At 73.5% G+C, this 15,245-nt stretch carries 8 protein-coding genes and 6 pseudogenes; 3 read left to right on the forward strand and 11 right to left on the reverse strand.

The window, feature by feature from the left end:
- Positions 1-97 precede the first annotated feature (97 nt).
- Complete coding sequence (locus tag ACEXOX_RS11765; protein WP_406520394.1) at positions 98-769, forward strand: FadR/GntR family transcriptional regulator; 672 nt, start codon at positions 98-100, stop codon at positions 767-769.
- Positions 770-808: 39 nt separating this feature from the next.
- On the opposite strand, the pseudogene ACEXOX_RS11770 reads toward ACEXOX_RS11765, so the two are convergent.
- From ACEXOX_RS11770 to ACEXOX_RS11810, 9 genes and pseudogenes are all read right to left on the reverse strand, one after another.
- A pseudogene (locus ACEXOX_RS11770) lies at positions 809-1,554 on the reverse strand (SDR family NAD(P)-dependent oxidoreductase).
- A 286-nt stretch (positions 1,555-1,840) separates the two neighbouring features.
- Positions 1,841-2,233, reverse strand: coding sequence for a hypothetical protein (locus ACEXOX_RS11775; protein ID WP_406520396.1), 393 nt, complete (start codon positions 2,231-2,233; stop codon positions 1,841-1,843).
- A 30-nt stretch (positions 2,234-2,263) separates the two neighbouring features.
- Complete coding sequence (locus tag ACEXOX_RS11780) at positions 2,264-3,058, reverse strand: amidohydrolase family protein (RefSeq protein ID WP_406526303.1); 795 nt, start codon at positions 3,056-3,058, stop codon at positions 2,264-2,266.
- 95 nt (positions 3,059-3,153) lie between these two features.
- Entirely contained in the window at positions 3,154-4,170 is a 1,017-nt protein-coding gene (locus ACEXOX_RS11785; protein ID WP_406520397.1) for an aldo/keto reductase, read from the reverse strand.
- Between the two features lie 104 nt (positions 4,171-4,274).
- A pseudogene (locus ACEXOX_RS11790) lies at positions 4,275-5,308 on the reverse strand (ABC transporter permease).
- A pseudogene (locus ACEXOX_RS11795) lies at positions 5,305-7,037 on the reverse strand (sugar ABC transporter ATP-binding protein). Before ACEXOX_RS11795 ends, ACEXOX_RS11790 begins: the two co-directional pseudogenes overlap by 4 nt.
- Positions 6,991-8,013 carry a sugar ABC transporter substrate-binding protein gene (locus tag ACEXOX_RS11800; protein ID WP_406520399.1) on the reverse strand — a complete coding sequence of 341 codons (1,023 nt, stop codon included), beginning with the start codon at positions 8,011-8,013 and terminating at the stop codon, positions 6,991-6,993. The pseudogene ACEXOX_RS11795 and the gene ACEXOX_RS11800 overlap by 47 nt, the downstream one beginning before the upstream one ends.
- 85 nt (positions 8,014-8,098) lie before the next feature.
- Positions 8,099-8,913, reverse strand: a pseudogene (locus ACEXOX_RS11805) (SDR family NAD(P)-dependent oxidoreductase).
- Positions 8,909-10,245: pseudogene (locus ACEXOX_RS11810) on the reverse strand (enolase C-terminal domain-like protein); the annotation flags it as partial. The pseudogenes ACEXOX_RS11805 and ACEXOX_RS11810, both read right to left, overlap by 5 nt.
- A gap of 326 nt (positions 10,246-10,571) precedes the next feature.
- Between ACEXOX_RS11810 and ACEXOX_RS11815 the strand changes: the two are divergent.
- Positions 10,572-11,800, forward strand: a pseudogene (locus ACEXOX_RS11815) (PAC2 family protein).
- A 170-nt stretch (positions 11,801-11,970) separates the two neighbouring features.
- On the opposite strand, the gene ACEXOX_RS11820 reads toward ACEXOX_RS11815, so the two are convergent.
- Complete coding sequence (locus tag ACEXOX_RS11820) at positions 11,971-12,969, reverse strand: NADP-dependent oxidoreductase (protein WP_406526304.1); 999 nt, start codon at positions 12,967-12,969, stop codon at positions 11,971-11,973.
- Between the two features lie 129 nt (positions 12,970-13,098).
- Between ACEXOX_RS11820 and ACEXOX_RS11825 the strand changes: the two genes are divergently transcribed.
- The gene (locus ACEXOX_RS11825; protein WP_406520400.1) at positions 13,099-13,710 is read left to right on the forward strand and encodes a TetR/AcrR family transcriptional regulator; all 612 of its coding nucleotides are present in this window, start codon (positions 13,099-13,101) and stop codon (positions 13,708-13,710) included.
- Between the two features lie 113 nt (positions 13,711-13,823).
- On the opposite strand, the gene mshC is transcribed toward ACEXOX_RS11825, so the two are convergent.
- Positions 13,824-15,053, reverse strand: a complete 1,230-nt coding sequence (gene mshC / locus ACEXOX_RS11830) for a cysteine--1-D-myo-inosityl 2-amino-2-deoxy-alpha-D-glucopyranoside ligase (RefSeq protein WP_406520402.1) — start codon at positions 15,051-15,053, stop codon at positions 13,824-13,826.
- Between the last annotated feature and the right edge of the window lie 192 nt (positions 15,054-15,245).

Raw genomic sequence — 15,245 nt, forward strand, 5'->3', positions numbered from 1 at the left:
CGCATCAGGCTCCCGAGGCCGTGCTTCCGTGGCCATAATGACGCAGACATCGGATGTCTGCGGGCATCCGGCGGCGGCGCGAGCGGGAGGCTGCGGCATGGCGGTCACGGACGAGGCCATAGAGAAGATCAAGGCGATGATCGTCTCCGGTGCGCTGCGGCCGGGCGACCGGCTGCCCAAGGAGAGCGAACTCGCCGCGGACCTGGGCCTGTCCCGCAACTCGCTGCGCGAGGCGGTACGAGCCCTGTCGCTGATCCGCATCCTGGACGTCCGCCAGGGCGACGGCACCTACGTCACCAGCCTGGACCCGCAGCTCCTCCTCGAAGCGCTGAGCTTCGTGGTGGACTTTCACCGCGACGACACGGTCCTGGAGTTCCTGGCCGTCCGGCGCATCCTGGAGCCGGCCGCCACCGCGATGGCGGCCGGCCGCATCCGGCCCGCCGAACTGGACGATCTGGAGCGCCAGTTGGACGCGCTCGGCCCGCATCCGCCGGTGGAGGGCCTGGTCGTCTGCGACCTGGAGTTCCACCGGCGGATCGTGGCCACCGCCGGCAACTCGGTGCTGTGCTCCCTGCTCGACGGCCTGTCCGGGCCGACGACCCGGGCCCGGGTCTGGCGCGGGCTGACGCAGAAGGACGCCGTGAGCCGCACCCTCGCCGAGCACCGGGCGATTCTCGGCGCCCTCCGCGACCGGGACGCGGAGGCGGCGCGGGCCTGGGCGACGGTGCACATCGCCAGCGTCGAGCAGTGGCTGCGCTCGACGCTGTGAGGAGGGCCGCTCCCCCGAAAGCGGTCCGGCCTTTCCCGGTCAGACGGCGAACCCGCCGTCCACCGCGATCGACGCGCCGGTGACGTACCGGCCGCCCTCCCCCGCCAGGAACGCCACGGCCGCCGCGATGTCCGACGGCTGCCCGTAGCGTCCGAGCGCGGTCAACCGGGCCTGCACCGGCGCGCTCTCGCCGTCGGCCGGGTTCATGTCGGTGTCGACCGGGCCCGGGTGGACGAGGTTGGCGGTGATACCGCGGGGGCCCAGTTCCCTGGCCAGGGTTTTGGTCAGGCCGGTGAGCGCGGCCTTGCTCGTCGCGTACAGCGTGCCGCCGGGGAAGGGAGCACGCTCGGCCATGCAGCTGCCGATGCCGATGATCCGCCCGCCGTCGCCCATCCGGCGGGCCGCGGCCTGCGCGGCCAGGAACGGCCCGCGGACGTTGACGGCCAGCACGCGGTCCACGTCCTCCTCGGCGATCTCCTCGATCGGCCCCAGCACGCCGACACCCGCGTTGTTGACGAGGATGTCCAGCCGCCCGAACCGCTCCACGGTGCCGTCGACGGCCGCGCGTACGGCCGCCGCGTCCGCGCTGTCGGCCCGCACCGCCCAGGCGCGCCGCCCCAGCTCCTCGATCCGGACCACCACCTTCGCGGCGCGGACCTCCTCATCGCGGTAGGTGAACGCCACATCGGCCCCGTCGGCGGCGAGCCGCACCGCGACGGCCTCCCCGATCCCCGGCTGCCGCCGGTCACCAGTGCCACCTTGCCGTCGAGCTGTGCGGTCGTCATGTCCGCCCCTTCGTGTTCGCCGCGCCTGTCGCGCGATGTACCGAGATGCACGGGGATCCACTGAGATACATGGAGATCCACTTACATGCTGTGATGTGTCGCCTCGACGACCTGTCTCGATACTCGTGCGCGGCGGACGGCGAAGCTGGCGGGATCCGGACGGCGCATCAGGGGGCCGCTCGGTCCGGGGCGGCGGTACGGCCTTACGCGTCGGGGTGAGCGGCGGTACGGCCTTACGCATCGGAGCGGGCGACGGTCCGGCAGCCCGCACCGCGCCCCGCGCACTTCACCAGATGATCACTCCGCCGCCCGCCTCCCGGGCCCGGCGAGCCGCGTCGATGATGTTGTCCAGCCGCTGTCCGAGCCCGAGCGGCAGTGCCTCGTACGTCGTGGACGGCGCACTGCCGTCCGCCTCCAGCACGGCCCGGGCGACCGTCCCCAGGTGATCACGCAGCAGCAGGCACTCTTCGGTGAACTCCCCCACTTCCCGCGGCTGTACCCGGCAGTCGTCGAGCAGCCGGGGCAGGAACCGCGCGCCCAGCGACCGTACGGCCGGGGAGCCCCACACCGTCCGGCGCCAGCTCTCGAAGCCCGCGAGGTCCGAGACTCCGGGCGGTACGTCGAGCACGTCCCACTTCCCGTCCGCTCCGACCATGAACACATCGGCCGAAAGACTCATGACCCCAGTCGATCGTCCCGGCGGACAGCATCACCACACCGGTCCGACGGCCGCGCGGTCACACCCCGTACACCCGCGCCGCGTTCCCCCGAAGACCGCCGCCCGTTCGTCCGGAGTGAGGTGGGCGGTGGCCGTCCCGGCGAGGGTCACGACGTCGTCGTACGGGGCGGCCAGGGTGCAGACCGGCCAGTCGGAGCCGAACAGGACGCGGTGCGGGCCGAAGGTGTCCAGGACGTGCCGGGCGTACGGGCTGATGTCGACAGGGCGCCATGTCGACCAAGGGGCCTCGGTGACCAGGCCGGAGAGCTTGCACGCGGTGTTCGGCAGCCGGGCCAGGGCGGCCAGGCCGTCGGCCCAAGGCTGCCACGCGCCGGCCGCGATCGCGGGCTTGGCGGCGTGGTCGAGGACGAGGCGGAGGCCGGGGAGCGCGTGGGCGACGGCGGTCGCGGCGGGCAGTTGGTGCCGGGTGATCAGAAGGTCGTAGACGAGTCCGGCGTCCGCGACGGCGGCCAGTCCGCGCCGTACGGCGGGCCGGGCCAGCCAGTCGGGGTCGGGCTCGTCCTGCACCTGGTGGCGGAGGCCGGCCAGGTGCGGGGGCATCGCCGCCAGGAGGTCCGGCAGCCCGGGGTCGGTGAGGTCGGCCCAGCCGACGACACCCCTGACGGCGGGTGCGCGGGCGGCGAGCGCGAGGAGTTCGGCGGTCTCGGCGGCGGAGGCCGAGGACTGGACCAGGAGGGTGCCGTCGATGCCGTGTCTGGCGAGGTGCGGGGTCAGGTCGTCGAGGGTGTGGGTACGGCGGATCGGGTCGGCCCAGGCACCGTCCATCCAGGGCTGCGGGCGGCGGGTCAGGTCCCAGAGGTGGTGGTGGGCGTCGATGCGGACGGCCGGGGGCGGCTGACCGGGCCCGGTGGCGGGGGCGGTCACGAGGGGGTTCCGGGGTCGGTGGTGGGCAGCGGCAGGCCCGTGTCGAGAAGTCCGCGGTCGGTGAGCGCGTGCCAGAGGGCGTCGGGAATGTCGTACGTGAACAGTTCCGCGTTCTCCCGGGCCTCCTCCGCTGACGCGGCGCCCACCAGCGCTCCCGCCACGGCGGGGTGACCGAAGGGGAAGCGCAGGGCCGCGGCCTTGAGAGGGACGCCGAACTCCGCGCACACGGCCCCGAGCCGCCGCGCCCGCTCCACCAGCACGGCGGGGGCCGGCGTGTAGTCGTACGGCGCGCCGGGCGACGGGTCGGCCAGCAGCCCCGAGTTGTAGACACCGCCGACGACGACCGACGTACCGCGGCGCACGCAGACCGGCAGCAGGTCGTCGAGGGCCGACCGGTCGAGCAGGGTCCAGCGCCCGGCGCACAGCACCACGTCCACGTCGAGATCGGCGACGAACCGGGCCAGCGGGCCGCTGCGGTTCATGCCGAAGCCGATGGCGCCGACCACGCCCTGCGCGCGCAGTTCGGCGAGGGCGGGGAAGCCTGATGCGTACACCGCGGCCTCCTGCCCCTCGACGTCGTGCAGGTAGACGATGTCGACGGCGGGGACGCCGAGCCGTTCCAGGGAGGCGTCGAGCGTGCGGCGGATGCCGTCGCGGGTGTAGTCCCGTACGCGGGCGCGCGGCGGGGTGGCGGTGTAGCCCTGGCCGTCCACCGCCTCGCCCGGCGCGAGGGGCCGCAGCCGCAGGCCGACCTTGGTGGACAGGACGTACGAGGCGCGGTCGCGGCCTGCCAGCACGCGGCCGAGGCGCTCCTCGGACAGGCCGAGTCCGTAGTGCGGTGCGGTGTCGAAGTGGTGGACGCCGGTGTCGAGGGCGGCGCGCACGGTCTGCTCGGCGCGCTCCTCGGTGAGGGGCCGGTAGAGGTTGCCGAGGGGTGCGCAGCCCAGTCCGAGGGGCGGTACGGTCACGTGCGTGCGCCCCAGCCGGCGTCGTCCGTGCGGGGTGTACGGCATGTCGGCCTCCTTGGAGCTGCTGCTCGGTTCCGTTTCCCGGGCCTGCTCTTCTGCCTGTTTCTCAGGTCTGTTTGTTTCTCAGGTCTGTTTCTCAGGTCTGTTTCTCAGTCCTGCTTTTCGCCGCCGGTGAAGCGGGAGATGACCAGCGCGATGATGATGATCAGTCCGTTCAGGAACTGCGTCCACAGAGGTGGTACCCCGCCCAGCGTCATGACGTTGATGACGAGTTGGAGGGTCAGCACGCCGGTGAGCGCGCCGAAGAGGGTGCCGCGGCCGCCCTTGAGGCTGATGCCGCCGATGACGGCGGCGGCGAAGACCTGGAAGATCCAGCCGTTGCCCTGACTGGCGGAGACGGCCCCGTAGTGGCCGGTGTAGAGGATGCCCGCGAAGGCGGCCAGCAGGCCGCCGACGGCGAGGACGGCCCAGGTGATCCGGTCCACGCGGATCCCGGCCGAGCGCGCGGCTTCCGGGTTGCCGCCGATCGCGTACAGCGCGCGGCCGTGCCGCAGGTACCCGAGGGCCGCGCCGCCGAGGGCGAACAGCGCCAGGCAGAGCCAGACGGCGGCCGGGACGCCCAGCCAGACGGCTTTGCCCAGGTAGGCGAAGGACTCCGGGACGTCGCCGATCGACCGGCCTTCGGAGAGACCGAGGTGCAGGCCGCGCAGCATGGTCAGCATGCCGAGGGTGGCGATGAAGCCGTTGACGCGCAGCTTCAGCATGAGGAAGCCGTTGGCCGCGCCGATCGCGGCGCCCACGGCCAGGCACAGGGTACGGCCGTCCAGGCGGGGAGCAGTTCCAGGCCCTCGAAGCGCCCGCCGTGCGCGGGGGTCACGAGCCACAGGGCGGCGACCGGTGCCAGGCCGATGGTCGATTCCAGCGACAGGTCCATCCGGCCGCTGATCAGGATCAGCGCCTCGCCGAGGACGAGCAGGCCGAGTTCGGTGGACTGCTGGACGACGCCGATCAGGTTGTCCCGGGTGAGGAAGGCGGGCGAGACGATGAAGCCGGCGACGCCGAGAACGAAGATCACGGGGACCAGGGAGACGTCGCGCCAGCGGGCGAACGCGGGGTGCGGGCGGCGGCCGGTGGCGAGCGCGCCCGCCCGGCCGGTGGGCCGATGCTGTGCCGTGTCGGTCATGGCCTGGGGCCTCCGTCCGTCTCGGTCACGGCCTGGGGCCTGACGTCCCTGTCGGTGGGCCTGTCGGTGGGCCTGTCGGTGAGCCTGTCGGTGGGCCTGTCGGTGGGCGCGGCCGGGCCCGGCGCGCGGTCCGGACTCTCCCCGGCGCACTCCCCGGCCCCCACTCCCTCCATCGCCGCCACCAGCTCCCGTTCCGCCCGGTCCCGTCCGAACCGGGCGACCACCCGTCCGCGGTGCACCGCCAGCACCCGGTCGCAGATCCGCAGGTCGGCCGGCTCGTCCGAGACGATCAGTACGCCACTGCCCGCCGCGGCCACCTCCCGTACGACGCCCAGCAGCGTTTCCCTGGACTTCACGTCGACCCCGTTGGTGGGCCGGACCGCGACCAGGACGGCCGGGCCACGGGCCAGGGCCCGGGCGACCACGACCTTCTGCTGGTTGCCTCCGGAGAGCCCGGACACCGGCTGCCCGGGGCCGGCCGTCCGGATGTCCAGGGCGCTGATCATGCGCCGGGCGACGGCGCGGGCCCGGGAGGGCAGCACGGTGCCGAGCGGGCCGAGCCGGTCGGTGACGGCCAGGGTCGTGTTCTCGGCGACGCTGCGGCCGGGTACCAGCCCGTCGCGGTGCCGGTCCTCCGGTACGTATCCGATGCCCGCCGCGATCGCGTGCCGCACGCTGCCGGTCCGTACCGGCCGTCCGCGCACCGCGATCCGCCCGTGGTCCGGTGTCCGCACCCCGGCCAGGGTCTCGCCGATGGCGGTGGTGCCGCCGGCCGCCGCCCCGGCCAGTCCGACCACCTCGCCCGCCCGTACGGTCAGGTCCAGGGGCGCGAACGCGCCGCGCAGGGCCAGCCCTTCGGCGCGCAGCACCGGTTCCCCGGCGGCCGCCGGGCGGAGCGCGCCGGAGGGCCGGACGGTGCCGCCTGCTCTCCCGTCATCGCCGCCACCAGGTCGTCCTCGGCCAGCCCGGCCACGGGGGCGGTGAGCACCGGGCGGGCGTCGCGCAGGACGGTGACGGTGTCGCACAGGTCGTACACCTCGTGCAGGTGGTGCGAGATGAACAGGAACGCGGCGCCGGTGGCGCGCAGGGCGTGCAGCTTGGTGAAGAGGCGCGCGATGCCGCCCGCGTCGAGCCGGGCGGTGGGCTCGTCGAGGATGACGAGGCGGGCGCCGTCGGACAGCGCGCGGGCGATCTCGACGAACTGCCGCTGTTCGACGCCGAGGTCCTTCATCCGGGCCGCGGGGTCGGCCTCGACGCCGTACTCGGCCAGCAGGCGGGCGGCCCGCGCGCGCAGCGCCCGCCATCGGATGACGCGGCCGTCCGGGAACCGGTCGAGGTACAGGTTCTCGGCGACGGTCAGCTCCGGGACGGTCATCGGCCGCTGGTGGACGCAGGCGGCCCGGCGCCGCCAGGCGGCGGTGTCGCCCCAGCGGGGTGCCGGGAGGCCGTCGAAGGTGACCTGTCCCGCGTCCGGCCGCGCCAGGCCGGTGAGGACGGACACCAGGGTGGACTTGCCGGCGCCGTTGCGGCCGACGAGGGCGTGCGCCTCGCCGCGCCGTACGGTCAGGGTGGCGCCGTCGAGGGCGACGGTCGGGCCGTAGCGTTTGACGATGCCCTCGGCGTGTACGGCGGGCGGTTCTCCCGCCGTCTCCTCCGTCGCGTTCCGCACGGCCGCCACCGCCCTACCTCCCCGCCTGCTGATTGGCCCACAGCTTCGGGTCGTCCACATCGGCCCGGGTCACGAGCGGGGCCGGGAGCTGGTCCTCCAGGCCGTTCGGGATCTTCACGATCTTCGAGCCGTGACCGGTCGGACCGGGCCGGAAGGTCCGTCCCTCCAGGCCGGCGCGGGCGTAGTACAGCGCGTACTTCGCGTAGAGGTCTGCGGGCTGGGAGAGGGTGGCGTCGATCGTCCCCGCCCGGATCGCGGCCAGCTCCTCGGGGATGCCGTCGTTGGAGACGATGGTGATGTGCCCGGCGGTACCGGCCGGTTTGAGCAGTCCCTTCTGTTCGAGGAGGGACAGGACGGGCCGGAGGAAGGCACCGCCGGCCTGGAGGTAGACGCCGTCGGTGTCGGGGTGCTGGGCCAGCAGGCTCTGCAGCTTGGCGGAGGCGACCTCGCCCTTCCAGTCGGTGGGCAGCTCGTGCACGGCGATCCCGGGGTACTTCCGCCGCATGCAGTCGGCGAACGCCTCGGAGCGGTCCCGGCCGTTGACGGAGCTGAGGTCGCCCTGGAGTTCGGCGACCCGGCCCCGGCCGCCCAGTTTCCGGCCCAGGTAGTCGCAGGACTTCTGCCCGTACGCGCGGTTGTCGGCCCGTACGACCATGTAGACGGCGCCCTCGTCCGGCCGGGTGTCGACGCTGACCACCGGGATCTTCTTCGCCGCGAGGCGGTGCAGTTCGGCGGTGATCGCGCCGGTGTCCTGCGGGGCGATCACGACCGCCTCGGCGCCCTGGCCGGTCAGGGCCTGCACGTTGGAGACGACCTTGGCGATGTCGTTCTGGGAGTTGGACAGCGGCAGCGCCCGGACCGTCCCCGAGGCCAGCTCCCGCTCCAGGTACTCCTGGTAGGAGTTCCAGAAGTCGGTGTCCGTACGCGGCAGGTCGATGCCGATCCTGCCCCGCGCGTCGCTGCCGCGGTTGCAGCCGGTGAGCGCGGCGGCGAGCAGTACGGCACAGGCCGCCGCGCCGGTCGTACGCAGTCTCATGGTTCCGGTCCCGTCCTTGGTCGAGGTGTACGGCCGTGCCGCGTCGTCACCCGCTTCCGTACGACTCGCGTTCCTCTCCTACGGCTCAGGTGGCGGGGCGCGGCCTCAGCCCCTGCATCCCGCCGTCGACCGCGAGCGAGGCACCCGTGATGGCGGAGGCCGCCGGGGACGCCAAGTAGGCGATGGCGGCGGCCACTTCGTCCGCGGTGACCATCCGGCCGGTCGGCTGCCGGGCGTCGAGCGCGGCACGCTCGGCCACCGGGTCGGGGGCCTGGTCCAGCAGCCGTCCGATCCAGGGGGTGTCGGCCGTACCGGGGTTGACGCAGTTGACGCGGATGCCCTCGCGGACGTGGTCGGCGGCCATGGCGAGGGTGAGGGAGAGCACGGCTCCTTGCTGGCGCTGTACAGGGCGCGCTGCGGCAGTCCGGCCGTGGCGGCGATCGAGCAGGTGTGGGTGATCGAGGCGCGGCCGGGCCGGGCGGCGGCCGTGCGCCGCAGGTGCGGCAGGGCGGCCCGCGCGGTGCGCATCAGTCCCAGAACGTTGACGTCGAGGACGTGCCGCCACTCCGCGTCGGTGTTGTCCTCCACCGTGCCGACGGCGCCGATGCCCGCGTTGCCGACGAGGGTGTCCAGCGCACCGCCCAGCGCGTCCACGGCCGCCGCGACGGCTGCCCGAACGGCGGCGTCGTCGGTCACGTCGGCCGTGACGGGCACGGTGCCGGGCGGCGCCCCGGACGGGTCGCGGTCCAGTACGGCGACCCGGGCGCCGCGGCGCAGCAGGAGGGCGGCGGTGGCGGCGCCGATGCCGGAGGCGCCTCCGGTGACGAGCGCCGCCATACCGGCGAAGTCGCGTCCTTCCGTAAGGGCCGGGGATGCGTACGGTCCAGTGGCGGCGTTCATTCCGCGCCCTCCTCTCCCCTGCCCGCCACACCGGCCCGTCCGGGAAGCGGTAAGCAGCGACCGAGGCGGGCTTCATGCGGGCCGAGAAGCCGGGGGCCGTGGGCGCCCGGTAGCGGCCGCGCGCGACGACGGCCGGGTCGGTGAAGTGCTCGTGGAGGTGGTCCACGTACTCGATCACCCGGTCCTCCCGGGTCCCGGACACCGCCACGTAGTCGAACATGGCCAGGTGCTGCACCAGCTCGCACAGCCCGACTCCGCCCGCGTGCGGGCACACCGGCACGCCGTACTTGGCGGCGAGCAGCAGGATCGCCAGGTTCTCGTTGACGCCCGCCACCCGGGCGGCGTCGATCTGCACGAAGTCCACCGCCCGGGCCTGGAGCAGCTGCTTGAAGACGACGCGGTTGGCGGCGTGCTCCCCGGTGGCGACCTTGACCGGCTGGCCGGCCCGCACGGCGGCGTGCCCGAGGATGTCGTCGGGGCTGGTCGGCTCCTCGATCCAGTACGGCCGGTACGGCGCGAGCGCGGTCATCCAGCGCACCGCGTCGGCCACGTCCCAGCGCTGGTTGGCGTCGAGCGCGATGCGCACCGCGGGCCCGACGGCCTCCCGGACCAGCCGCAGCCGCCGCAGGTCGTCGTCGAGGTCGGCGCCCACCTTGAGCTTGATCTGCCCGAACCCGTCGGCCACCGCCCGCTCGGCCAGCCGTACGAGGGTGGCGTCGTCGTGGCCGAGCCAGCCGGGCGAGGTGGCGTACGCGGGATAGCCCTCGGCCCGGAGCCGGGCGGCGCGCTCTTCGCGGCCGGGTTCGGCGGCCCGCAGGATCGCCAGCGCCTCGTCGGGGGTCAGCGCGTCGGTGAGGTGGCGGAAGTCGACGAGGAGACCAGTTCCTCGGGCGACATGGCGGCCAGGTACGCCCACAGCGGCAGGCCGGCCCGGGTGGCGGCCAGGTCCCAGGCGGCGTTGACGAGCGCCCCGGCCGCCATGTGCGTCACGCCCTTCTCCGGGCCGAGCCAGCGCAGCTGCGAGTCGTGGGTCAGATCGCGGTGCAGGGCGGCCAGGCCGGCCGCTGTCGCGGGGGCCGGGCGGCCGGTCACGAACGGGGCGAGGACACGGATCGCGGCGGCGGCGAGGTCGTTGCCGCGGCCGATGGTGAAGCACAGGCCGTGCCCCCGGCCGCCGTCGGCGGTGTGCAGGACGACGTAGGCGGCGGAGTAGTCGGGGTCCGGATTCATGGCGTCCGAGCCCTCGCGCCGCCGCGAGGTGGGGAAGCGGACGTCGTGGACCTCGACCTCCGTGACGAGCACGGGTGCGGGTGCGGGTGCGGTGACGGCCATGCGTACGCCTCCGGCGAGGTGCGGACGGACATCGGACCTTTCCCGGACCTCCGATGTATAGCGCCGCTCTCGCACCACCGTCCAGAGGACGCGGCGAAGTTGCCCGCTCCGGTCCGAACCCGGACACGGGGCGGGGTTCTCCCGTCCGCGGGCGGCGGACGGGAGGCGAGCCGGACGGAATACGAACACGTCGGATGTATGCACACTCGTTCGTGCACAGGGGCTGCGTCGGGGTCCCGCGGACGCCGTAGGCTGGGGGCGCACGCAATGGAACTGCTGCCGGTGACCGTCCCGAGGAGGCGGCGCCGGTCGGAAGGAGGCGCTGGGTGATCGAGCTCGACGGAGTTCCCGAGCTGATCGACCCGGTCATGGTGGCCGCGTTCGAGGGCTGGAACGACGCCGGCGATGCCGCCTCCGCCGCGGTCGCGCACCTGGACCGGGAGTGGAAGGGGAGGTGTTCGCCGCGCTGGACGCGGAGGACTACTACGACTTCCAGGTCAACCGCCCGACGGTCTGGCTGGACGGCGGCGTCCGCAAGATCACGTGGCCCACGACGCGGCTCTCCGTCGTGCGGATCGCCGACGCGAACGGCAAGGGCAAGCCACGTGACCTGGTACTGGTGCGCGGCATCGAACCCAGCATGCGCTGGCGCTCGTTCTGCAACGAGATCCTGGGCTTCGCCCACGAGTTGGGCGTGGAGATGCTGGTGGTGCTGGGCGCGCTGCTCGGCGACACCCCGCACACCCGGCCGGTGCCGGTCAGCGGTGTCACCTCCGACCCGGACCTGGCCCGCACGATGGACCTGGAGGAGACCCGGTACGAGGGCCCCACCGGCATCGTCGGCATCCTCCAGGAGGCGTGCACCCACGCGGGCGTCCCGGCGGTCAGCCTGTGGGCGGCGGTCCCGCACTACGTCTCGCAGCCGCCCAACCCGAAGGCGACCCTGGCCCTGCTCAACCGCCTGGAGGACCTGCTGGACCTGCGCATCCCGCTGGGCGAGCTGAGCGAGGACGCGCGCGCCTGGCAGCTGGGCGTCGACCAGCTGGCGGCCGAGGACAGCGAGGTCGCCGAGTACGTCCAGTCGCTGGAGGAGGCGCGGGACACCGCCGACCTCCCGGAGGCGTCGGGCGAGGCCATCGCCCGGGAGTTCGAGCGCTACCTGCGACGCCGGGACCCGCAGGCCGGGCCCGGCCTGGCGACCGAGGGCGGGGTCGCCGACGGCCGCGACGGCTCGTACCTGCGCGACACGGCGAGCGGCCGCACCCGCCCGCCGAAACCGGCACCCAAGGAGCCGAAGGAGCCCCGGGAGGCCAAGGGTCCGCACGGCGAGCCCGGCAGCCCGGCGGAGGCCACGGGGCCGGAGTCCGGGGGCCGGACACCGCGGAGCCGGAGACCAGCAAGTCGGAGTCCAGAAGGCCGGAGTCCAGAAAGCCGGACGCCTCCGGGCCGGAAGACGGCCGAGGGGACGACAGGGCGGACGACCGGGTGGACGGCCGGGCGGACGATTCCGAGGACTGACGATTCGGGGGGGGCGGACGACTCCGGGGACGGGTGACTCCAAGGGCTGACGTCTCCAAGGACTGACGACGCCGGGGGCGGCCTCCGGGCCGTCCCCGGGGCGCGGCCGGGGCGGGCTCCTCCTCATCGGTGACCATGGGTGAACCGATGCCGGAGAAGCCGCACAGGCGGTCTTCGCGCCGGGAAGACGCTGAGACGCGGGGCGCCCTAAGGAACCGTGAGTACGATCTTGCCTTGGATGTGCCCCCGGGCGGCGCGCTCGTGCGCTGCTCGGGCGTCCGCGAGCGGGAACGTGCTGTCGATCGTGACGCGGATCGCGCCCGTGTCGAGCAGGCGCCCCAGTTCGGCGAGTTGGGCGCCGTCGGCGCGAACCTGGGTGCCGGTGACGGTGATGCCCAGTTCCGCGTTCTCCTGGTCGTCGAACTCCCCGAAGTACACCGGGTACAGCGCGCCGCCGCGCTTGAGGGTGGGCAGGAAACGTCGGCTGGCGGGCCCTCCGACGGTGTCCAGGACGAGATCGATGTCCCGGACGATGTCCTCGGGACGCTGCCGGGTGTAGTCGATGTACTCGTCGGCGCCGAGGTCGCGCAGGAGCGTCTCGTGGGCGCCGGAGGCCACGGCGATGACGTGGGCCCCTCGCCACTTGGCCAGTTGCAGGGCGAGGTGGCCCACTCCGCCGCCGGCGCCGTTGACGAGCACGGTGGTGTCGCTGCCCAGCGCCCTGGGGCGGTGCCTGGCCTCCTGGAACGGGGAGGGGTGGTCGTGCCCGACCTCGATGAGGTACTGCCATGCCGTCAGCCCCGACATGGGCAGCCCGGCGGCGTGCGTGTGGTCGACGCCGGCCGGTTTACGGGCGAGGTCGGCGGCCGGTGCGGTGACGTACTCGGCGTACGCGCCACTCTGCAACAGGTCGGGGAAGCGCAGCAGGCCCATCACCTCGTCCCCGGCCGCGAAGTCCTGGACATCGGCGGCGACGGCTTCCACGACGCCCGAGATGTCGGTTCCCGGGACGAGGGGCAGGTCGAACGGGGGCCGGAATGCGGGAGGGATGCCGGGCATGCCCTCGCGTACGTACCAGTCGGGCGGGTTGAGACCGACCGCGCGGACCCGGACGAGCACCTCGCCCGGCGCCGGTGCGGGGACCGGCACCTCCTCGTGGCGCAGCACCTCGGGGCCGCCGAACTCGTGCAGCCGGATCGCCTTCATCGTGTGGATCGGCACGGCCTTCCTCCTGCCACAGCGCGGAACACGCTAATCTGGATCAGCGAACCATATAAGCGGTTCACTGATCCGAATATATGGATCAGTGAACCGTTTCGTCAACCGAGGGATCCGATGCGGGCCGACGCCAAGAGAAACCGTGACCATCTGCTCGCCGTGGCGGGCACCGCCGTCGCCGAGCAGGGCGTCGATGTGTCGATGCGCGACATCGCGCGCACGGCCGACGTCGGGCTCGCGACGCTGCTGCGGCACTTCCCGACGCGCGAGGCACTGCTGGAAGCCCTGCTGCACACGAGCTTCGGCGACCTGACGGCCAAAGCGGACGAGCTGGAGAAAGCGCGGGCGGCCGGAGACGCTCTCGTCTCATGGGTGCGCGACTGCGTTGCCTGGACGACCGAGTACCGCGGGGTGACGGTGCTGATGGCAGCCGCCATCGAGGATCCCGACTCCGCGCTGCACTCCTCGTGCGTCACGCTGCGCGCAGCCGGTGCCCGCCTCCTCGGCCGGGCCCAGGCCGCAGGTGCGGCCCGGGACGACATCGACGGCGACGACCTGTTCGCGCTGATCGCCATGCTCGCCTGGGCCGGCGACCAGCCCGCCCTCGCATCGCGCGCCGACCACCTCTTCGACATCGTCGCAAGCGCCGTCCTGGCGAGCGCGGGCGGCGACCGGGGCACCGCCGACGGTGCGAGCGCACGGCAGACGAAGGCTCAGCGCTCGATCTGACACGGGTGTCCCTCAACCCCTGTCCGCACAAGCGAACCGGGGCGCTCCCTCGTGAGAGGGAACGCCCCGGGAGAAAGGAGCGACGAACCGTTTCGCCGCGGTCCGTCAGCGCGTCACAGGGCGACGCCGAGCAGCGCGTCCACGGCCCGCGAGACGAGGCCGGGCGCGCCCTCGTCGCTGCCGCCGTCCGCGGCCTGCGCGGCGGCCCAGCGGTCGACCGCGGCGAGCGCGGCCGGCGAGTCCAGGTCGTCCGCCAGCGCCGTACGGATCTCCGCCAGCAGCGCGTCGGCCGACGGGCCGTCCGGACGGGAGACCGCGGCGCGCCAGCGCGCCAGCCGCTCCACGGCCTCGTCCAGGACCGCGTCCGTCCACTCCCAGTCGGCCCGGTAGTGGTGCGCGAGCAGGGCCAGGCGGATCGCCGCCGGGTCCGTGCCGTCGCGCCGCACCTTGGAGACGAAGACCAGGTTGCCCTTGGACTTGGACATCTTCTCGCCGTTCAGGGCGACCATGCCGGCGTGCACGTACGCCTGGGCGAAAGGGTGCTCGCCGGTCAGGGCCTGGGCGTGCGAGGCGCCCATCTCGTGGTGCGGGAAGGCGAGGTCGGAGCCGCCGCCCTGCACGTCGAAGCCCATGCCGAGGTGCCGCAGGGCGATGGCGACGCACTCGATGTGCCAGCCAGGACGGCCGCGCCCGAGCGAGGCGCCGTCCCAGCTGGGGTCGCCCTCGCGGGCGGCCATCCACAGCATCGGGTCGAGCGGGTTCTTCTTGCCGGGGCGCTCCGGGTCGCCGCCGCGCTCGGCGGACAGCACCCGCATCGCCTCGGCGTCGAGCCGGGAGACCTCGCCGAAGTGCCGGTCGGCCTCGACGGAGAAGTAGATGTCGCCTTCGAGCTCGTAGGCGGCGCCGCTGTCGCGCAGCCGCTCGACCATCGGGACGATCCACGGTATGGCCTCGACGGCGCCGACGTACTCGCGCGGCGGGAGCATCCGCAGGGCCGTCATGTCCTCGCGGAACAGGGCGGTCTCGCGCTCGGCGAGGGCGGTCCAGTCGTCGCCGGTGGCCAGCGCCCGCTCCAGGAGGGGGTCGTCGACGTCGGTGACGTTCTGCACGTAGTGCACCTGGCGCTTCGTGTCGAGCCACACGCGCTGAACCAGGTCGAACGCGTTGTAGGTCGCCGCGTGCCCCATGTGGGTGGCGTCGTACGGCGTGATGCCGCAGACGTAGATGCGGGCGACGGGACCGGGGGCGAGGGTCACCCGTCCGCCGGTCGCGGTGTCGTGGATCTCCAGGTCGCGGCCCTGACCGGGCAGGGCGGGGACCTCAGAAGCGGGCCATGCATGCATGTCTTGAGCGTAACCGGATGCATGTTCCGCATACGAACCGGACCTCGGATCTTGGCCGAGAAGGCACTCTTGTGCCGAGGGGTGATCTGTGCATACGGAGCCGCTGCCAGGGCCCGGGTAAGGCCCCGGGCCTGCTACGACGCGCTACAGCGGGCTCCCGGACGGCTTGCAGCGGCCATCCGGCGGACGCCG

The organism is Streptomyces sp. Ac-502 (genome assembly GCF_045222935.1).
Taxonomy (GTDB): Bacteria; Actinomycetota; Actinomycetes; order Streptomycetales; family Streptomycetaceae; genus Streptomyces; species Streptomyces monomycini.